13 protein-coding genes are annotated in these 21,906 nt (G+C 38.2%); 2 read left to right on the forward strand and 11 right to left on the reverse strand.

Annotated features, from left to right (window positions below):
• Positions 1-84 precede the first annotated feature (84 nt).
• The 5 genes from B5X53_RS12970 to B5X53_RS12990 are packed head-to-tail and all read right to left on the reverse strand — an operon-like array spanning position 85 to position 5,377.
• Positions 85-864: a 3-keto-disaccharide hydrolase gene (locus tag B5X53_RS12970; RefSeq protein ID WP_079713650.1), complete on the reverse strand. Its 780-nt coding sequence runs from the start codon at positions 862-864 to the stop codon at positions 85-87.
• Between the two features lie 15 nt (positions 865-879).
• Positions 880-1,935 (reverse strand): sugar phosphate isomerase/epimerase family protein, encoded by a 1,056-nt coding sequence (locus B5X53_RS12975; protein ID WP_079713651.1) that lies wholly within the window; start codon positions 1,933-1,935, stop codon positions 880-882.
• A 12-nt stretch (positions 1,936-1,947) separates the two neighbouring features.
• Complete coding sequence (locus B5X53_RS12980) at positions 1,948-3,087, reverse strand: Gfo/Idh/MocA family protein (protein ID WP_079713695.1); 1,140 nt, start codon at positions 3,085-3,087, stop codon at positions 1,948-1,950.
• A 22-nt stretch (positions 3,088-3,109) separates the two neighbouring features.
• Positions 3,110-4,345 carry a nucleoside permease gene (locus tag B5X53_RS12985; protein ID WP_079713652.1) on the reverse strand — a complete coding sequence of 412 codons (1,236 nt, stop codon included), beginning with the start codon at positions 4,343-4,345 and terminating at the stop codon, positions 3,110-3,112.
• Between the two features lie 18 nt (positions 4,346-4,363).
• Positions 4,364-5,377, reverse strand: coding sequence for a sugar phosphate isomerase/epimerase family protein (locus tag B5X53_RS12990; RefSeq protein WP_079713653.1), 1,014 nt, complete (start codon positions 5,375-5,377; stop codon positions 4,364-4,366).
• A gap of 149 nt (positions 5,378-5,526) precedes the next feature.
• Here B5X53_RS12990 and B5X53_RS12995 point away from each other — a divergent pair, with 149 nt between their 5' ends.
• Positions 5,527-7,230, forward strand: a complete 1,704-nt coding sequence (locus tag B5X53_RS12995) for a GMC oxidoreductase (protein WP_079713654.1) — start codon at positions 5,527-5,529, stop codon at positions 7,228-7,230.
• Positions 7,231-7,241: 11 nt separating this feature from the next.
• Positions 7,242-7,886, forward strand: coding sequence for a gluconate 2-dehydrogenase subunit 3 family protein (locus B5X53_RS13000; RefSeq protein WP_079713655.1), 645 nt, complete (start codon positions 7,242-7,244; stop codon positions 7,884-7,886).
• Between the two features lie 93 nt (positions 7,887-7,979).
• Here B5X53_RS13000 and B5X53_RS13005 read toward each other — a convergent pair whose 3' ends face one another.
• The 6 genes from B5X53_RS13005 to B5X53_RS13030 form a co-directional block, all read right to left on the reverse strand.
• Positions 7,980-8,882 carry a GyrI-like domain-containing protein gene (locus tag B5X53_RS13005; protein ID WP_079713656.1) on the reverse strand — a complete coding sequence of 301 codons (903 nt, stop codon included), beginning with the start codon at positions 8,880-8,882 and terminating at the stop codon, positions 7,980-7,982.
• A gap of 4 nt (positions 8,883-8,886) precedes the next feature.
• Positions 8,887-10,221: a vanadium-dependent haloperoxidase gene (locus B5X53_RS13010; protein WP_079713657.1), complete on the reverse strand. Its 1,335-nt coding sequence runs from the start codon at positions 10,219-10,221 to the stop codon at positions 8,887-8,889.
• The gene (locus tag B5X53_RS13015; RefSeq protein ID WP_079713658.1) at positions 10,222-13,488 is read right to left on the reverse strand and encodes a VCBS repeat-containing protein; all 3,267 of its coding nucleotides are present in this window, start codon (positions 13,486-13,488) and stop codon (positions 10,222-10,224) included. It lies immediately after the preceding gene.
• Positions 13,472-16,792, reverse strand: a complete 3,321-nt coding sequence (locus B5X53_RS13020) for a VCBS repeat-containing protein (RefSeq protein ID WP_101023022.1) — start codon at positions 16,790-16,792, stop codon at positions 13,472-13,474. Before B5X53_RS13020 ends, B5X53_RS13015 begins: the two co-directional genes overlap by 17 nt.
• A 194-nt stretch (positions 16,793-16,986) precedes the next feature.
• Positions 16,987-18,576: a RagB/SusD family nutrient uptake outer membrane protein gene (locus B5X53_RS13025; protein ID WP_079713660.1), complete on the reverse strand. Its 1,590-nt coding sequence runs from the start codon at positions 18,574-18,576 to the stop codon at positions 16,987-16,989.
• 9 nt (positions 18,577-18,585) lie between these two features.
• Positions 18,586-21,672 (reverse strand): SusC/RagA family TonB-linked outer membrane protein, encoded by a 3,087-nt coding sequence (locus B5X53_RS13030; RefSeq protein WP_079713661.1) that lies wholly within the window; start codon positions 21,670-21,672, stop codon positions 18,586-18,588.
• Positions 21,673-21,906: the final 234 nt, after the last annotated feature.

A 21,906-nucleotide genomic window follows, 5' to 3' on the forward strand; every position in this document is an offset into this window, starting at 1 on the left:
CGGCTGAAACAAAAAAGCTGATTGAAATTCAAAAATCAATTCTTTGAAAATTCAATCAGCTTTTTAATAAAGAGAGATTACTGCTTATTCCAGTTCCCTTATTTTTATGTTTCTAAACCACACTTTATCACCGTGGTCCTGCAAAGCAATATGGCCTTCTCTATCTTTTCCAAAATTCTCCCAGTCTTTAAATTTTGAATTTTCTACCATTTTACTCCATTCTTCGCCGTGAACCGGGAATTCATTGACCAAAGTTTCGTTTAATCTAACTGAGCCTTTGTTGGTTTTGTGATTAATTCTAAGAACGGTTTTGTTCCATTCCCCTGCATTTTTGGTTTTGTCTTCGCTAGGGGGCATCATATCGTAAAGAGCACCTGCCTGTCTAACTTCACCATTCTTGGCATCAGGGTGCAAGTCATTATCCAAAACCTGAATTTCAGGACCGGTTAAATAAGGTTCAGAAAATTCTTCACTTTCCTGAACGCCCCACATAACTCCGCTATTTCCTCCTTCTGAAATTTTCCATTCCAGGGAAAGTTCAAAATTAGTATAGGTTTTTTCTGAAATTAGATTCTCAGAACCTTCACGTTCTCCTTCAGCAGGAGTAAAAGCAAGTACACCATCTTCTACCTGCCACTGGTTTGAAATTGAATCGGCGTTAAAGGCTTTCCAACCATCAAGATTGTGCCCATTAAACAGTTCGGTATAATTTTCATCGTTATTAGGCATTGCTGTAGTGTCATTTGCTGCATCAGCTTCATAGGCCTCTTTTGCCTCCTGAGCTTCTCTATCAGACTTATTATCAGATTTACAGGCGCTGGCCATAACTGCAGCCGATACTAAAATTAAACTTATTTTCTTCATTCTATATCTATATGATTAATTAATTCCTAAGATTCGTTTTAATTTCTGTTGGTCAATTTCGCTTCCCGCGAAATCGTCAAATTTCTTTTGGGTAGCTTCAATAATATGACTTTGAATAAAGGGAGCTCCCTCTCGAGCGCCCTGATCTGGCGATTTAATACAGCATTCCCATTCCAGAACCGCCCAAACATCACAACCATATTCGGTTAATTTAGAAAAAATGGTTTTAAAATCTACCTGGCCATCTCCGGGATGTCTATATCTGCCCGCTCTATCTATCCAATCACCATAACCACCAAAAGAACCTTTTTTTCCGGTAGGATTAAATTCGGCATCTTTTACGTGGAACATTTTAATAAATTCATGATAATGATCTATATATGAAATATAATCTAATTGCTGCAGCACAAAATGGCTGGGATCGTACAATAAATTAACCCGCTTGTGATTATTGGTCGCTTCCAGGAATCGTTCAAAAGTAATTCCGTCATGAAGGTCTTCTCCGGGATGAACTTCGTAACAAACATCTACGTTTTGTTCATCAAATTCATTTAGAATAGGCATCCAGCGTTTTGCAAGCTCCTGGAATCCCATTTCAACCAAACCTTCCGGTCTTTGCGGCCAGGGGTGAGCGGTATGCCACAACAGAGAACCGCTAAATGTACCATGCACATCAAGTCCGAAATTACGGCTTGCACGGGCGGCACTCTTCATTTGTTCTACGGCCCATTCGGTCCTGGCTTTTGGATTGCCTTTAACTTCATCTGGCGCAAAATTATCGAACATGGTATCGTAAGCCGAATGAACCGCCACAAGTTGTCCCTGTAAATGGGTACAAAGCTCGGTGATTTCCAGACCGTAGGATTCTACTTTACCTTTAATTTCGTCACAATAATCTTTGCTTTCCCCGGCTTTGGTTAAATCTATTAAGGCCGTTTCCCAGGTTGGGATTTGAATTCCTTTATATCCTAAATCTGCCGCCCATTTGCATAATCCATCTAAACTGTTGAATGGTGCTTTGGTGTCCATAAATTGAGCTAAATAAACCGCAGGTCCTTTTACTGTTTTCATCTTGTTAAATTTTTATGCGTCTATTTTTATCCAAACATTTCCTTTAGCGTGAGACTCTACTACTTTTTCTATAAAGTTCATTCCGCGTATACCGTCTTTCATTGTAGGGAATTCCGCGGGATGATATTTTTCACCATTAATTGCGCGAGCAACTCCTTTGTAAATGTTTCCCATGGAATCAAAGATTCCTTCAGGATGTCCCGGAGGCAGTTTAGTACCGTCCAAAGACAGCGCCGAATTATAATCGTGACCGGGTTTTAAAACCTTCATAGGTTGCCCGTCTTCTAATTTATAAAGATAATTTGGGTTTTCCTGTTCCCATTTTAAGCCGGCTTTCTTTCCGTAGATCTTTACGGCAAAGTTATTTTCCTCCCCGGTAGCGATCTGGCTTGATCTAAGCACTCCTTTTACAAATTCTGAAAAACGTAGAAGCACGGTACCGTCCACATCCAGTTTATTATCTGAATATACATAATTCAAGTCGGCTAAAAGTTCTTTTAACTCCAGGCCGGTTACATATTCAATCATATCAAAAGCGTGAGTGCCAATATCTCCAATACAACAACTTATACCAGCTTTCTCGGGATCAAGACGCCAAATACTGTTTCTTTCTTCCTTATTGTGAATTATTGGATTTATCCAGCCTTGGTAATATTGAACGTCTATCTTTTGAATTTCGCCAAGCTCCCCGGCAGCGATCATTTCTTTCATTTGCCGAATCATGGGGTAACCGGTATAGGTGTAGGTTACCGCAAAAACCGTTTTAGATTTTGTGAGGGTCTCTTCAAGGATTTTGGCTTCTTCGTAAGTAGTGGTCATTGGCTTTTCACAGATTACGTGAAAACCGTTCTCCAAAAGTTGTTTTGCCATTGGAAAATGCAAGAAGTTCGGAGTAAGAATAGAAACTGCTTTTATACGGTCCTCTTCCGGCAATTTTGCCTCTTCCGCAATTAAATGGTCCAGGTCTTTATAAACCCTATCGGTTCCAATGCCAAGTTCTTCGGCAAACTCCTGACTTTCTTTTAATTCTGCATTAAAAACTCCGCCTACAAATTCAAATTTATCATACATAGAAGATGCTACACGATGTAGCACCCCGATAAGGGAATCTCCACCGCCGCCTAATACTCCTAATTTTATTTTTTTACCCATATTTAAGTAATTTTTTGATTGGTTATATTTCAATATCTTTTTTGGCTATTTTTTCATCTTTAAAGAAAATAGCAAATAATATAAGAACTACAAATGCAAATGCTGCCGGGAAAATCCAAATTTCTTCCCAACTATGGCTGCCATCGGCGTTTAAGTACATATCGCTTACCTGCCCGGCTACCCAGAAACCAATAAGCATCCCCACACCATAAGTGGCCAAAGTAATTAAGCCCTGTGCCGCACTTTTAATTTTTGGCCCCGCTTTGGAATCGGTATAAATTTGTCCGGAAACAAAGAAAAAGTCATAGCAAATTCCGTGAAGTGCAATTCCTATTATTAACATAAAAGCAAGCTCCCCGGTATCACCGTAGGCAAAGAGCAAATATCTAACCGTCCAGGCCAGCATTCCCGCGAGTATTGTTATTTTAAATCCGAATTTTTTAAAGAAGTAAGGAATAAGCAATAGGAATAAAGCTTCAGATACCTGGCCAATAGTCATTTTTCCAGTAGGATCTTCCATTCCTATTTCAGAAAGGAACGGGTTCGCGTTTTGATAATAAAATGCCAACGGAATGGATATTAAAATGGAAGAAATAAAGAAAATCAAGAAGTTTTTTCCTTTAAGTAAACTAATAGCTTCCAGTCCTAAGATATCTGAAATAGAAACTTTTTCACCTTTGCTGCTTGGTGGGGTTTTAGGTAAGCTAAAGCTAAATAAACCCAAGACAGCAGATGCTACTGCAGCCATTAAAAATGTGTAACGTAGCATTCCCTCAGAACGACCTTCAGCTGAATCCCAGGCAAAAACAAAACTTATTATTAGTCCTGAGATAATCCAACCCATGGTTCCAAATACACGAATACTGGAAAATTGTTTGGATGGATCTGACATTTGAAAAAATGAAATAGAATTTACCAAAGCAAGGGTTGGCATATAGATAATCATATACCCTAAAACATAAGGATAAAAATTGCTGAAATCTTCTGCCTGAAACATCATATAGAGCAACAAGGCACCAATTAGGTGTAGCACTCCAAGGATTCGTTCGGCATTAAAAAACCGGTCGGCAATTAGCCCAATAATAAAGGGAGCTACAATTGCTCCCCAGGATTGAGTAGAAAAAGCCATAGCCGTTTGTGCGCCCGAGGCATCTAAATTTTGTGGTAAAAATGTACCTAAAGTTACAAACCACCCACCCCAAATAAAGAATTCGAGGAACATCATGGTTGATAGCTGAAATCTGGTTAAACTTTTCATTATCTTCTGTAGCTTCTCTTAATTATTGTTGCTGTTTAATTTGCGGCCGACTTCTATTAAAAGTTCTTTAGTGGCTTTAATACCTTCTTCTGGTGATAAATTTTCGCCTTCATATTCTACCCCAATAAAACCGGTGTAACCCGCATCCTGAACAATTTTTAATATTCTTTCATAATCAAGGCTGGTTTCTTCACCTTCTTCATTAAAGTCATAAGATTTTGCGCTAACCGCTTTTGCATGGGGCATCATTTCTTCTATCCCCTGGTATTTTGGGTATTCTTCTACACATTTTGCTTCCCAGCGTTCTCCGCCTTCTCTTTTAAGGCAAAAATTACCAAAATCGGGTAGGGTACCGCAATTTTCCATATTTACATCTTCAATTACTTCTACAAGTAGCGCAGCGTCAGAAGAAAGATAACCGTGATTTTCCACTAAAACATTTATATTTTTTTCAGCAGCATATTCGCTAAGTTCTTTTAAACCTTTGGCAGCTGAAGCTTTCCATTCATCAGGTTCTTCACTTCCAAAAAGATTAACTCTTATAGAGTGGGCGCCTAAAAAGTTAGCAGCATCTACCCATTTTTTATGATTTTCAACGGCTTTTTTTCGTTCTGCCTGGTTTGGACTGGCTAATTCGCCTTCACCATCAACCATAATGAGAACATTCTCTACATTAAATTCTTCGCTTTTTGCTTTTAAAGTATCCAGCATTTTTTTCATTGCTTCTTCAGGATTATTGGCTTCGCTTATGCGTTGGCCATAAAAACTGCTAACATATTCGATACCCTCAAAACCCATTTGGTTTGCTTTTTCAGCAAAATCCATTGGATCTAATTCACCGGCAAAAATGGGTTCATTAAGAGACCATTGTGCGAGAGAAAGTTTAAAAAATGGCTCAGCATTTTTTTCGATTTTAACTTCAGCAGTTGTTGCGTTGTCTTTTTCAGCTTTTTGATCTTTACAGGAAAAAAATCCGAAGGAGATAAAAAGGAATAAAAAATAGTAAGAAAGTTTGGTTGGTCTTAGGTTCATAAAATACGTTTAAGAGTTACTGGAATGTGATTTTACTGATAGTTTAAGATCTTAAAAGTATACTTTTTTTTAAAGAAGCAAAATTATAACCATAAATTTATATATTTGGAGGCATTCGATTAACTAAATTATTAATTAATTATAGTACAGTGAGCAATTATTATGAAAAAGACACTTATGATGCAATAGTCGTAGGTACAGGAATTAGCGGTGGTTGGGCTGCAAAAGAGCTTAGTGAAAAAGGATTTAAAACCCTTGTGCTTGAACGTGGACGTATGGTAAAACATATTGAAGATTATCCAACGATGAATGATGATCCCTGGGATTATAAATATAAAGGACAATTAACCCGGAAAGAAGAAAAACGCCAGCAAAAACAAGCACGTACCGGTTATACCACTAATAAAGCAAGCGCACATTGGTTTGTAGACGATGTTAAGCATCCTTATAATGAAGTAAAAAGATTTGACTGGATGCGTGGTTATCACGTTGGTGGTAGATCTATTATGTGGGGACGTCACAGCTACCGTTTAAGTGATTTAGATTTTACTGCAAATAAAGAAGATGGGTACGGTGTAGACTGGCCAATTCGTTATAAAGATATTGCACCCTGGTATGATTATGTTGAATCGTATATTGGTGTTAGTGGTGAAAACCTAGGATTAAGTCAATTACCTGATGGAAAGTTTCTTCCCCAAATGCCGCTAAATTGCGTTGAAGATCACCTTAAAAAAAGCATGGCCGAGAATTTTAGTGACGGCCGGGTGTTAACTGCAGGTAGGGTTGCGCATATTACGGGTGATAAAGAATTTGAAGGTCGTTCCAGTTGTCAGTTTAGAAACCGTTGTATTAGGGGTTGTCCTTACGGAGCTTATTTTAGCAGTAACTCTTCTACATTACCGGCGGCAGAGCGAACCGGCAATATGACTTTAAGGCCTAATTCTGTGGTAAATCAGGTAATCTACGATCCTGAAACCAAATTGGCTACAGGCGTAAAAGTTATAGATACCGAAACTAAAGAGGAAATAGAATTTAAAGCCAACGTTATTTTTCTTTGCGCTTCTGCAATTGCTTCTACAAGCATCCTGATGCAATCAAAATCTGATAGATTTGAGGAAGGTTTGGGGAACGATAGTGGAGAACTTGGCCATAATGTAATGGATCACCATTTTAAAGCCGGAGCATCAGGAAAATATGATGGTTTTGAAGATCAATATTATAAAGGAAGAAAGCCTAACGGAATCTATTTACCACGTTTTAGGAATATAAATGGAAGCGATAATTTAGGATTTACCCGTGGTTATGGCTACCAGGGTGGTGCGAGCCGTGGAGACTGGAGCGAAGGCATTGCTGAAGCTTCCTATGGGAAAGAATTAAAAGAAGCAATCGTAAAGCCGGGAGGCTGGACTATGGGCTTGATGGGCTTTGGTGAAACTCTGCCTTACCACGAGAATAAAATGACCCTTGATTACGATAAAACCGATGAATGGGGCTTGCCAACAATAACTTTTGATGCAGAGTTTAAGGAAAATGAACTTCAAATGAGAAAGGATATGGTAGACCAGGCGGTAGAAATGTTGGAAAAAGGCGGATTTAAAGATGTGCAAGGTTATGATGATATTGGCGCACCGGGACTTGGAATTCACGAAATGGGAACTGCCAGAATGGGTAGGGATCCTAAAACTTCGGTTTTAAACGGAAACAACCAGGTGCACGCTGTTCCTAATGTATATGTTACCGATGGTTCTTTTATGACCTCTGCAGGGTGCCAGAACCCGTCTTTAACTTATATGGCAATGACTGCGAGGGCAGCGGACCACGCTTCTAAAAACTTTAAAAAATCTAACGCTTAATTATCAGGATTATGAATAGAAGACAGGCATTAAGAAACATAGGACTTGGAGCGGGGGCTATTATTGTAGGTCCCAGTACATTAAGCCTTTTGCAAAGCTGTAAAAATGATCCTTCTTATAACTGGGAACCCACTTTTTTAAGCGCTTCTAACGGATTTGCGTTAAAACAGGTTTTAGAAGTTATTATTCCAACAACTGATACTCCGGGTGCAGAGGATTTAAATATAGCCGAATTTATAGATTCTTATATGGAAGAGGTTGCTCCTGAAGACAGACAGGAGAAATTCAAACAATCGGCCGATGCTTTTTCCAGGGCTTTCAAAAATGAATTTGATAAAGACGAAGGTGAAGGTAGTGCGGAAGAATATGAGCAAATTGTAGCAAAATACCTTAGAGCAACACCTTCAGAAAGAGATGAAATAGCTAAACGAAATACAGAAACCCAGGATCCGCAGGATAAAGATCAGGAAGTGACTTTAGATGCTGATGCAGGTACTTTAGCTTATTTAGAAGAAGTGAGAAGTATGGGAATTTGGGCTTACAAAACCAGTGAACAAATAGGGGAAGAAGTAATGTGGTACGATCCAATTCCAGGGGAGTACATTCCTTGTGGCCCCTTAGACGAACTGGGCGGCGGCAAGGCTATGTCGCTTTAAGTTTTAGGTAGTATTAGGATAATTATAAAACCTCACAGGTTTTTAAAACCTGTGAGGTTTTATAATTTTAAATTTTTAAAAATAATCTGGAGTTTATTCTACTATAGGCAAATATATTTCAGCTTCCCATAGAGATTCATCACCCCCCATTTGGGGATTATTTTTGAAGACCTCCAGCATATTTTCAGATTTTACCTCAATATTATTCTTTTCGGCATAATCCAGTAAATGAAACCACGCATTATGTGAAAACATATAGTTGCCGTGGAAACTTGCTTTTAAAGCTTTTTCTGAAGGAATTGTTTGAATATTAATTAATAAATCCTTCGGGTAGGTTTTCGTTTCTGCAATAGGAAAACAAAAACTGAAGTTGATATTTTTAGTGGTTTTATCCCAGGAATTAATAAGGATTCTAGGCCTGCCCAGGGTCTCTAAACTGTTCTCCAGGATATAATTTGAAAGTATATCTATGGTCTTCATCATTTCAAAAGCTTTTTGATCTACTTTACTATCGGTTGTAATACAGGCACAGGTATTTTCAGGAGATACAGTTTCCCCTTCAATTTTTAGTGTGTATAATTCGCGATTGGTGGTTAAAGCTTTTTTAAAATAGGCGATTTCAGCTTTCATTTCTTTCTGAAAATCGTTTTGGCCTATCAGTAACAAGAAACGGTCTTCAAAAGAATTATTTTTATTAGTAATTTCTACATTTACATGTGTGACAGAATCATTCTGTGGTTTAATAATCCAATTGAGTTCATAGTTTTCTGAATTTAACTCTGCTTCCTGTATGACCTGCGATAAATCAGATTTAATTTCAGAATTTTTCACCTCCATTTGATCGAAAATAGGAGCATCTATCCTGTAAACTATTTCCCCGGGAAGCGCCTTCGCCTCGAACTTAATAGAGTAATCATCATTTTTAATTACGAAATACCATAGCAGAAAGAGCACAGGTAAGCCAGTAACAAGCAGTAGCCAGAATTTTTTGAACATTAAATTAGTAGGTGAGGGGTTTAATGTTGAGGTTTTCTACCACGTGGTTGCCAAGATTTCTTCCCTGAATAATACCATTTTCTACGGCTGAACGGTAATGAATTCCACCATATAATCTACTTATTGCAGCCTCATTGGCAGCGTGGGAAAAGGATGTGAAGGTTCTTACGGGTAATCCGTATTTTACTTCGGTGTCATCTTCAAAATGAAAGTCATCACCAAAGATTCTTGTAAGTACGATAGAAGCTGCACCCGAAACAACAGAATGTCCACTGGAATACTCGGGAAAGGGTGGTGTTTGAAGCACAGGCTTCCAATTGTCATCTATTAATTTATTTATTAAAGTTTCCGGGCGCACAAGGTTACTTCTGTATTTTTCGTCCCAACAGCTAATAAATCCATCGGCCAGGGCTATAGCAGTTGTGGTATAGGCGTAAGAACTTTGTGCGAAATCCAATCCGGCTTTTTTAGAAGCAATTTTGCAAATTCCCATCCAATGCCCCCCTGGAGTAATTTTTTTAGTTGCAAACATAAGGTGGCCGCGTTGGGTTGAAACATAAGGATTGCAATCCCAGAATTGGGCGATTTTCATTTCCTCAGATTCATCACCTTTTCTCTCCATTTCATTTTTTATCTCATAAACTTCAATGAGTTCGTCGTAGAATGCAGTACCTTTTTTAAGTGAAAATTCCGGATGCGGTGCAGGCTTAAACTGGGACGCAGAATCTAATGTAAAAGGACGTATTTTTGGCCAGTGTGGTTCGATACCGTCCATATAAGAAGGTGGTGTTGGTTGCCAGCGGGCGGGATCGTCACTATACACCGAATATTTCGGCATTGTGCGGGTTTCTTTGTAATTATCCTTATCAATCCAGGCAGAAAGATGCCGGGCAACTGCTAAGCCATAATCTTTGGAAGAATTAAACTCCACTTCATTCGTTTTTTTCCACTTTGTGTAAAGGCTATCACGGTAAGTGGTGAGCACATTTTCAGAAAATATTAATTTTTTTCCAATCTCCATTTTAGCCACCAGCGCTGCAAGTTTAAAATTGATATTGGCCGTAGTATCGGCTTCAGGAATAGGTTTAAGTTCTTCAAATTTTGAAGTAAAATCTATTAAATCTTTATTTTCCTGCCTCATAATTTGATAAGCGGCCAGGTTGGAATAAGCGTAAATGCGACTTGCCACCGGTGGTGAGAAAATATCGTGCACCATAATATCGGTGATCTTATCTACCGTTTGATGATAATTTTCAGCCGTAACCACAATGGGTTTTTCTTCTTTAGAACAAGAAGTTAAAACCAGTGTAGCTATAACGAAATAAAGATATTTTTTCATCTAATTCTTCAATTTGTAAAATTTTGGCTTGCTGTTATTTAGGCTCACCATTAAGTAAACAACCCCTTTAAAATTAATTAAATCAAGACTTCTCACACTTTTCTTTGTAAAATTTAATCCAAGTTCGAAGCCTTCCAGAATTTTTCCATTCTGCGTGATCATGTTTCCGGCCAAGGCATCAAACCTCCCGTGATATGGTGTTACGCCAAAATAATTTCCACCGACCAATACTTCTTCCTTCTTATCTTTATTAAAATCGGCTTTTAAAAAAGTCAAAATAGGTGCTTTTTGCAATGCATTTTCAAAGTGCTTAAAAATAAACTTTCCATCCTGATTTAACAAATATCCCGAAGCCATTGTGTGCACTTTCAGCAATTTAGCTTTTTCTAAAGCTTCTTTGTCGAAAACTTCTTCAATAGTTTTTCCAGCAAAATCTTTATACTGTGGGAACTTTTTTCGCAAATAAGAAAGTTGACTTACCAGTTCATCGAGGCCGTTTGAAGGATAATATTTCTGGTTTTTAGCATAGGCTATAATTGTCTCTGTATTTCCGTTTTGATCGAAATCTGAATAATACATTTTTAGCGGAAATTCTGCAGAAGCCGGAAATTTGGTATTCAAGCCCCAGTTTCCGAGCAAATAATCCATTTTCCCATCGTTATTTATATCAAACGGAATAATACTTTGCCAAAGTCCGTTTAGCTTTTCCTCAAGAATTTCTTCTGAAACATTTTCTAAATCTCCTTTATTATTCCTGAAAAATTGCGGAGACATCCATTCTCCAACTACAATCAAATCTTCCTGACCATCTTCGTCAAAATCTGTCCAGATCGCATCGGTTGTCATTCCCACTTTTTCAAGCCCAGAATTTTTCTGAAGCCTGAATTTTCCATTCTCATTAATGAGCAAGTAGGAGGAAGGAATCTTGCCGAAATCGTTCGAGACTGCAGCGCCACCAACGAAAATATCCAGGTCGCCATCGCCGTCCAGATCGCCTAATTTCGCAACTGAAGTATTTTCAAAATATTGCGGTAAATCTTTCGCCTTTAATTCGCCGTTTTCGAACTTAAATAGCTTATCCAGTAAGGCATCTGCCTCACCATAAAATTCTCCGCCACCGGAAGTGACAAAAAGCCCATTTTTATTATCCCGGTTTAAATCGGCAATAACTGCTGATGTATTTTCAGTTTTTTCATCATTTTTCAACAGCTCAAAATCCTGCTTTTCAAATGTATTTTCCCGCTGAAAATAGATTTCTGCAGGTTCAAACTTTGAATTGCCGAAGTAAATGTCGTCCAATCCATTTCCGTTTAGATCTCCAACGGCGACCGCAGGCCCACGGTCGGAAATTTGATACGGGATCAGTTTTTGCCGGTCAAAATCGGTATACCTGTTTTCTTTATGGTTAAAAGTAATTCCAGGGAGAGAATCGATCTTTTCAAACCAGGGCTTTGGCGAAGAATACAACTTTTTATAATTAATACTATCTCGGCTTTGATCTGGCCTTATTACTAAATGCTGATCTAAATCTAAATTTTCTTGTTTTTGGTAGGTATTATCTGGCCAAATGATCAATAGGGAATCTAATTTTTCTTTCTTCGGAAATCCAAAATGAATAATTGGCTCTGAAGAAGACTGGAAGCCCCTTGAATTATAAAGCTGGCGGGTTTGCATTTTTTCATCCTGCCAGGCTATTGCTTTCGTCCCAATTCCAAAGGTATTTTGAGAATCCAGCTTAAATGATAACTTTAAATAAGCTGAAAGTGAGTCTGACTGGTTTTCATAAATATTTGCATTTGAATTAATATTATTGCTAACGACATCTAAATCCCCATCATTGTCTAAGTCGGCATACGCGATGCCTGTAGAAATCACAGAATCTCGCGCCATCCATTTCCCGGACTGATCTTTAAAATCAAGGTTTGCAGAACCTTTAAAAACGTAATTATGCACCTTGCCGGAAGGCATCATATCTAAGGCTTCATTGTCGACCAAACGGGTATTATTTATTTTTTTCTGAATCTGGTTACTTGAAACGTATTTTATATAATCCAGATCATTGGGGCGTTTCGGAATTCCTGTAGCGATAAACAGGTCCTGGAAGCCATCTTGGTCAAAATCTGCAAACAGGGGAGCCCAGCTCCAATCGGTGGCCGCCACGCCGTTCAAAAGTCCGGTTTCCTGAAAATATTCACCCCGCTGATTTATTTGTAGCATATTTCTGGCATATTGGTAGTGGTAGCCTAATTCTTCCGTCTTTAGTTTATCCAGGTCACGGGGATCGTCGCTAACAGAGGCTTTTAAAACCTTCTCATCCTGTGGAAGCATATCCAGCGTGAGAATATCAATAAAACCATCATTATTAACATCTGCGGCGTCATTTCCCATAGAAAACCGACTTACATGGCCGAATTTTGACTTTAGGGTTTCGGTAAAAGTACCATCTCCGTTATTTAAATAATAAAAATCATCTTCGTGAAAATCATTACTCACGTAAATATCGGTAAATCCGTCGTTATTAAAATCGGCGGTAGCCAGGCCTAGTCCGTAACCATTAGCACCTCCGTAGATTCCCGCTTCCTCGCTTACATCAACAAATTTCCCGTCATCATTTCTTAAAAGTTTATCTCCACTTTCCGCGATACGTTTATTTCGAATACCTGCCGGGCCGTAAGTGTTTACCGTGTGTACGGCGTGATTTAGAAGGTACATATCCAAATCGCCGTCATTATCAAAATCGAAAAAAGCTGCGGTGGAAGAATAATTCTGAAAATCAAGTCCGAATTCTTCAGCTTTTTCAGTAAAGGTACCATCGCCGTTATTGATGAATAATTCATTTTTTCCGTTTAAACCGTTAATTCCCGAAACGGCGCAAACATAAATATCCAGGAAACCATCGCCGTTAACATCAGCCATAACCACCCCTGTATTCCAATCGGAAGAGCCTGAAACCCCTGCCTTTTCGGAAATATCTTCAAACTGCATATTTCCTTTATTGAGGAAAAGTATGTTTTTCACCTGGTTTCCGGTAAGGTAAATATCGGGTAAGCTATCGTTGTTGATATCACCAACAGCAACGCCGCCGCCATTATAGAAATACAAATAATCTAAGATATTTAGCGCATTGGTTTCGGTAAGGTCATTACTAAAGTTTAAACCCGTAGTTTCTGCCGGGAGGTTTTCAAAGAGAAAATCTTCCGATGTTTTTTCCTTTTCACACGAGGTGAGAAAGATGAATAAAAATATCAGGCTAAAGGGCTTTCTCATCAAATTTAAAGATTTTAGGTTCCTGATTATTTATGGCTACCAGAATAAATATTTCTCCATTTTTATTTGATATTTTCCTGATGTGCTTTACTTCACCATCAACTAAAAATCCCGATTTTTCTGAAGATATTATTTCCATTTCTCCATTTCCATTCACTTTTAAGAGAAGACCTTTACTGGCATCCAGGCGACCGAATTGAGGTTTTAAATTGAAATCGTTTCCGGCGAGTAAAAAATATTTGTTACCATCTTTCGTGATTAAATGTTCAATCGCGTGAATGCTAGATAGCTGTGCCTCCGTTGGAAGTTCCTTAAAATGATAATTTCCATTGGAACCACTTAAAGCAAGAAGACTTTTAAAAGTTGTTATTTCTTTTACGATGGAATTCTTAACAATTTTTTCCGGGAAAAGTTCCTGTATGGATTTTGTAGCATATTCTGAAAATTTGAGATTCTGTTTTTTAATTGCTGAAATCTGGCCGGCCAGTTCCCTTCTTAAATGGATTGGAACATCTCTACCATCAATATTTCGCGTAAAAATTTGTTCTATGGTACCGTTATTATCAAAGTCGTTGATATAAACCTTAACCGGATGTTCAGTTGAAGTTTGGTAAAATGAATTGGTGCCCCGGTTTCCTAATATAAAATCAGGATTTTCATCTTCATTTATATCTAAAACAGAAAGACTTGTCCAGGCCCCGGAAATTTCTTCGAGCTTAGTTTCTTTTAATTTTAAAGAACCTCCATTGTTCTCAAGGATTTTTGGCGCCATCCAATCCCCGGTTAGGACCAGGTCTTTTTTACCGTCACCGTTCGTATCCTCCCAGGAGGCATCGGTAATCATTCCAAGGTCATTAAGAATATAAGCTTTAGCATCGGATACATCTTTAAAATACCCTTTTCCATCGTTCTCTAACAATTGATGATTTGGATTAATACCAAAAATCGCCGGTACACTTCTGCTTCCTATAAACAGATCTATGTCACCATCATTATCAAAATCAAAAGGCGCTATTACTGCAGTATTATGCCCTGTATTTGGTAAGTTTGAATTTGAAAGTTTGAAATCGGCATTTCCCTGGTTCAGGTAAATTCTATTGCGAAAAACTTCTTTGTCAACATTTGCCTCATTTCCACCTGAACCTACGATAAGATCTGGTTTGTTATCTCCATTTACATCGGAAAAAACAGCGTAGGTGTCTTCAAAACCTGCAGCAGTAATAAAAATTTCAAGCTTATTTTCTGTGAAATTCCCTGAATTATTTTGCAGATAAAGCACACCGGACTGGCCTTTAGAGCCGCCTAAATAGAAATCCTCATTTCCGTCTCCATTTACATCGGCTACAGCCAATGCGGGGCCTTCACGAGATAACATTTTTGGTATTAAACCTTCGTAATCGTAATCTATATAGTTGTTTTCTGTATGTTCTTGAAAATCTGTTTCTATTTCAGTAAGAATAGGTTGAGATTTTGGTTGTTTCAGATTGTAATTTGAACTTGTCTCAGTTTGATTTAATTCCAGAGTAGTATTAATTTGCGGATTTTCAACGAGCTGCGTAGTTTTATCGGGCCAGATAATTCGAAGTGAATCTATTTTCTCAGCTTTTCCCAGTCCGAAAGTAAGGCTGTAATCTATGGAAGATTGAAATCCCCGGGTAGGAATTAATTCCTGAGAAAGCACCTGATTATCGAGATAGAGTAAAGCCTTGCTGCCTATGGCAAAAGTGTTTTTTCCCTGGCCGTTCAGGTTTAATTTTAGGTAATTATTTTCTAATTTTTCTGAAGATCTATTTTTATAAATAAATACTTCCTGATTTACATTATTGACTACCAGGTCAAGGTCGCCATCGTTGTCCAGATCGGCATAAGCAGAGCCGTTGGAAAAGCTGGGTTCATCTAAACCCCAATCCTGGGTTTTATTATCAAATGTAAGATCGGCATTATTTTGAAATGCGTAATTGGGAATGGGATTGCTGGGCATTTCATTCAGGATGGAATCAAATTCTTTTTTCTTACCGGTAATCACCATTTCCTGAAGAATATCGTTAGCAAAGAAATCCATAAAATCCTGGTTGGTGAGATCGTGGTAAATTCCGTTGCTTACATAAATATCTTTAAGTCCGTCGTTATCCATATCAAAAATGAGTGCACCCCAACTCCAGTCGGTTTGGGCAACATCACTATGAAATGCAATTTCCTGAAAATTGTCGTTCCCTGTATTTAGCTGCAGGGTATTCTGCATAAATTGATGATAAAAATCACTGCTTTCTTTGAGTTTATAAATATCATATCGCTCAAAATCTGAGGTTTCTTTTAGGCGTTTATCGCTTTCAGGAAGCATATCGGTCACAAAGATTTCAGGGCGGGCATCGTTATTTATATCGGCCATATCTGCACCCATTGAAGAGAGGCTTAAATGAGAAACCCGGTTTTTAATATCTTCCGTAAATGTGCCATCACCATTGTTAATATAAAGATAGTCACGTTCATAAAAATCGTTAGAAATGTAGAGATCGGGAAGTTGATCGTTATTCACATCCCCAACGGTAACGCCCAGTCCAAAACCAATTAAACTTCCGTAGATTCCAGCTTCTTCGCTTACATCAGTGAATTTTCCGTTGTCGTTACGTAATAATTTGTCACCTCCACCTTTAAAAATTTCAGGCAGATCCCAGTCTTTACTTCTAAGATCTCTTTTATTATTAAAACTTAAGCTTGAAACGGGAATAAAGCTATTATTAAGGATATACACATCAAGGTCACTATCGCCATCATAGTCAAAGAATGCAGCGTGGGTGGTAAACCCGTTTTCATCTAAATTATAAGAAGCAGCATCTTCTGTAAAGGTATTATCTCCATTATTGATAAAAAGTTCATTCTTACGATCGGCGCCTTCAATATTTCCCGCATTACTCACATAAATATCAAGGAGTCCGTCGTGATTAATGTCTACCATACTTACGCCTGTACTCCAGTTTTTTGTTCCTGCCGTTCCGGAGCTTTCGGTAATATCTTCAAATTTAAAATCACCTTTATTTAAATAGAGTTTATTTTTCCCGAGGTTAGAGGTTAAATAAATATCTGGCAAACCATCGTTATTAATATCACCAATACCTACACCCGCACCATTGTAAAAATTTCTATAGCGAAAAATGTTGAAATCTTTAGTATTTGTAATTTTATTTTCAAAATAGATTCCTGTTTCCGCGGCTGGCATCTTAGAGAATAAGGCTTCCTGATTTTCTTTTTCCGCAGGTAAGTCATTTTCCGTCTTATCATCAGCACACGCAATGAAAAATAGCATAATAAAAATTAAACTAAAAATTGAAAGAGAAGATAAATAGGAATTGATTTTCATTGAGAAAAACATGTTTGAAGGGAGGCTATTTTAACTGGCAATTTAAACAAATTTCAAGAAGAATTTAGGAGTCTAAAAGAAAAGAGACTAAAAATGCAATGCATTGATAGCCTCTTTTTTAATAAGCCTAATTTAAGTAATTAGTAACCTTCGTTTTGTTCTAAATTAGGATTAGAAGTTAGGGCTGTTGAAGGTATTGGGAACAATACCCTAAAGGCTTCTGTGTTATCTTTAAATTCCCATGTATCGGTATAAGTACCAAATCTAATTTGATCCTGTCTCCTGGTAAATTCCATGTAAAGTTCACGACCTCTTTCCTCAAGTAAATCCTGATCTGTAAGACTTTCAAGCGGAGTTGCCTCTCTTAGCTCACGCAATTCGTTTACAAGGCCTATAGCTGATTCGTCTGAAGTTCCACCGCGGTGAATAGCTTCAGCCTTCATAAGGTGAGCATCTGCATAACGGAATACTATTAAATTCCCTGGATAAGCTCCATCTGATGGGTGGTATTTTAATAATCTAATACCGGTTCTTTCGTTGTTACCTACCAGACCGGGTAATTCTTTAGTATACACCAAAGGATTTCCGGTTCTGTCAGTTAATTCAGATCCATCCAAAGCATATTGCTGATTTATAAGAAATCCATATCCAATATAAGAACCATCTTCCATTCCGTCGTCGTCATCATCTAAATCACCTTCTCCAGCGGTATTTCCTGAAGTAGGTACAAAACCTCTACGTTCTTCCTGGCCTGAACCCGGCACGTTAACCTCTGGATCCCCTTCAAAAAGGTCATAAAATTCAGCTAAAGTTGAAAAACCATTCCATCCTCCTGCTTGTTGTCCGGGTGTTCCCTGGTTATAGTGTAATGTACTCCACATACGTGCATCTGCACCGTAATTAGTTCTAAAAATTATTTCAGTATCAGAGACATCTACATCAGGTTCAAAAATTTCGAAGAATCCACTTTGAAGTGCAAATCCATCTTCAGCAATAGCATCAACGTGATTAACCACTTCAGTCATATCCTCAGCAGCTGGTGTACCTGTACCTAAATAAATATGTTTATTTAAGTGCATTTTGGCCAGTAGAAAGTTTGCAAGGGCTTTAGAAGCTCTATTGGTATCCGCTCCCGGTCCATTGGCTGGTAATTCCGGCAATGCTTCTTGAAGATCGTTCATGGCAAAGTCAAAAGCTTCAGCCCGTGACATTACCATTGGGCTTACATCGGGACCTTCATCTACACCTCTAAATGGAACCTGACCGAATAAATCTATTATCCAGTACATACTGAACGCCCTTAAAACTTTGGCTTCTGCAACCTGGGCTGCACTTGCTTCGGGGGTTTCCATAATTTCACTTAGTGAAAATACACTGGAATTAAAGTTATTCCAGGTATTTAAAAGATAAGGGTGAGTAGCATCCCAGGTGTGCTGGTGCAAAGTTCTCCAAACCCCATTATCTCCCCAGTCGGTTCCCCTGGTTGGAATTAATAACTCATCTGATGTAGCTTCCTGTAAAGCATATAAATTTTCCTGGGTTTGTAAATGCCCCTGGATGGTATTATATGCGTTATTTATTGAGCCTTCTACGTTACTTACTCCGTCAAATCCGCCATCTGAAGATTCACGGGATACCGAGTCGGTATCTTCAAGTTCCAGATCGGTACAGGACACGATACTTAGAACTCCTAAAGTAGCTAGTGTTATTTTTAAAATACTCCTTTTCATAATACTTTTTTAAAATGATGCATTTAAACCAAAAGTCACTGTTGTAGGTCTTGGGTATGCGGTATAATCTATACCTGCCGAAGGAACATTATTAAGTGCTTTATTAGTATCTACCTCTGGATCAAGACCTGTGTAATCTGTAATTACAAAAAGGTTTTGTCCCGTTAACGATAATCTCAATGAATTGAATAAACTTTCTTCTGCGATATCAAAATTATATCCTAAAGTAAGGTTTTGCATTCTTAGGAAATCTCCTTTTTCAAGGAACCTTGTAGACACATCTGGTGCATTAAGGTTAGATTCTCCATTTCCAATTACATTTTGAGTAACATTTCTCCCATTACCAATTGCTCCTGCTGTAAAGAAGGCATTCTCGGTATTGTTGTAAATATAATGTCCAAACTGTCCTGTTAGAAAAGCAGATAAATCCCAGTTTAAATATTCTACACTCGTAGATATACCTAAATTGGTGGTTGGTAAGGCGCTTTTTCCTACAAACTGTTGTACATCTCCATTAGGATAAATAGACTGCCCCGTTTCATCAAAGCCTGCGAACTCTCTTAAATAATAGGAAAATAACGGCTGACCACCAACTAAACGTTGAGCAAAGGCTCCCGTTAATCCCTGTCCGCTTATTTCACCGGTATCAATAACTCCATCAAAATCTTCAACCATATTATCGTTGTACGCAATGTTGAAGCCGAAATTCCAGAATAAATCTTCCTGCTGAATTATATTATAATCTATTGCAAATTCAACCCCTTTGTTAATCACATTAGCATCCAGGTTCTGGAATACGAATGGTTGAGGAGAAGGTTGAGCAGAAAACACCTGGATTAAAAGATCTGTAGTGTTTTTGTAATAGAAATCTAATGATCCGCTTAACCTATCATTCATAAAACCATAGTCAAGTCCAATATTCGATTGACTGGTTTCTTCCCATTGTAAGTTTGGATTAGCAAAAGATACCAGGGTAGTACCCGGAGCATCAATGCCGCCTCCATTGTTAATTCCAAAACCAGCCCATCTTTCACGTTGCTCGTATTGGTTATAAGGAATTTCCTGGTTACCGGTTACCCCGTAACCCAATCTAAGTTTTAAAGTAGAAATTGCATCGGGAATAAAATCTTCATCACCCATTTGCCAGGCAAAAGCTCCAGAAGGGAAGTATCCGTATTTGTTATTTCCTCCAAAACGTGTAGAACCATCAGCTCTTAAAGTCGCGGTGAATAAATATTTACCTGCCAATTCATAGTTTAATCTGGTAAAGAAAGACTGCAACTCATCGGTTACATCAAATTTATCACCGGCGATAGCACTTGCAATTATATTACCCGGATTGGACACATTATCTGTAGCAATTTCCGGGAAAAGACGGTTTACAAAAATATCTTCCCCGGTGTAACCATATTGTTGGTAAGAACCATCTATAGTACCTTCAATAGCATCTCTACCAGCTTGAAGTTCATCTATCATTGCATCCATATCCCCGGTTGAAAAACCATAGCCTGAAACCGTAATTCCAGAACGACTAAAATCCTGGAACGAATAACCGGCTAATGCCGTGAACTTAGAATTCTCAAATTGCTTTTCGTAATTCATGGTAAGTTCCATTAATCGGTTGGTAGAATTGATCTCGTTGATATAACCTCTACCATTCCCTGGAACACCAGATCCTACACCAGCGATGTCTCCAGAAAGAGCAGCACCACGGTAAGAATTAGATTCGTCATAACCCAAGGCAACTTTTGCACTTAGTTCCGGCAAGATTTTATAATCTGCAGACAGATTAAGTAAAACTCTGTCGGTTTCAGTTTCATCCTGATTATACTTTAATAAGGCTAACGGATTTATAAAATCACCACCCGGGGTAAATTCTGGGTCTGCTGGGTAAGTAGGATTTGCAAAATAAGCTGTTCCTAATAAATCACCCTGCGCACCTGCGTTATCTGATATTGGAGCACGTTCGTCGTTAACCCTGGCAATGGTAGATTGAAGATTTAACTTCAGTTTATCATCAAAAAGCCTATGGGTTAAATTTAATCTTCCGGTTAATCGCTCCATAGAGGAATTCTCAATAATCCCGTTTTGGTTGGTATAATTCCCCGAAACTCTATAGTTACCACCGGTATAAGAGTCAGAATAAGAAAGGTTATGAATTTGAGAAAAAGCAGAGCGGGTAATTTCGTCCTGCCAGTCAGTATTTCCCCCAAAATCCAAATCTTCTCTGTTGCCACCATAACTTTCGGCCGCGTCTAGGAATTCTTCTCTATTTAAAAGATCAAATTCGTTAGCTGGAGTAGCAATACCCAGGTTGGTGCTATAATTTAATCTTCCTTTGTCTCCTCTACCATCTTTTGTAGTAATAATCACAACCCCGTTAGCTCCTCTGGAACCGTAAATTGCGGTTGCTGATGCATCTTTAAGAACACTCATGCTTTCAATATCTGATGGGTTAAGGAAGTTTAATGGGTTTTTAGAACTGGAAGATCCAAAACCTACATCATCTCCACCTGCTGAAACTTCGTCTCCAGCCAGTGGTACACCATCTACAACAAAGAGAGGATTATTACCACCCCTAACCGAAGTTGTTCCACGAATACGAATGTTAACTCCGGCTCCCGGCTCACCACTGGATGTGGTTACCTGTAAACCTGCTGTTTTACCTTGTATAAGTTCTTCTGGCGAAGAAATTACACCCTGATTAAATTCATCAGAAGAAACTGTAGAAACGGCGCCAGTAGCATCTCGTCTTTCTACATTTCCATAACCAATAACCACCACTTCACTGAGGGCATCGGTGTCTTCCTGCATGGTAGCATTAACCGTTGTTCTTCCGTCTACCGAAATTTCTTGTTGGGCAAAGCCTACGAAGCTAAATACCAGAACACCATCACCTGGAACATTGTCTAACGAATAATTCCCGTCAAAGTCGGTTACAGTACCATTAGAAGTACCTTTAACCACAACATTCACTCCCGGTAAGGGCATTTCCCCATCAGTTACCGTTCCTGTTACTGTTTCCTGCGCCTGGACAAAGCCAAAACTGAAAATAGCAAACAGAAACAAACCGATTTTGAGTAATCTTTGTTTCATAAATTTAATTTTACAGTTGATTAATTAAACCATTAAGTTGAAGACCTAATTTAGTAAAAAATTATGCTAAATATTAAGTAGACTATATACGCAAACGTTTGCGTGTTTTAAATCATGTGAATATTTTGGGGTAATTTTAGAATAAAAATTAGGTTAATTTATTTTTGAAAACTTCGTGATGTGCGTTAAATGACTGTAAATCATATTTTTATGAATTAAATGTGTGTTTTACAC

Source organism: Salegentibacter salinarum (assembly GCF_900168115.1).
In the GTDB taxonomy this organism is placed as follows: Bacteria; Bacteroidota; Bacteroidia; order Flavobacteriales; family Flavobacteriaceae; genus Salegentibacter; species Salegentibacter salinarum.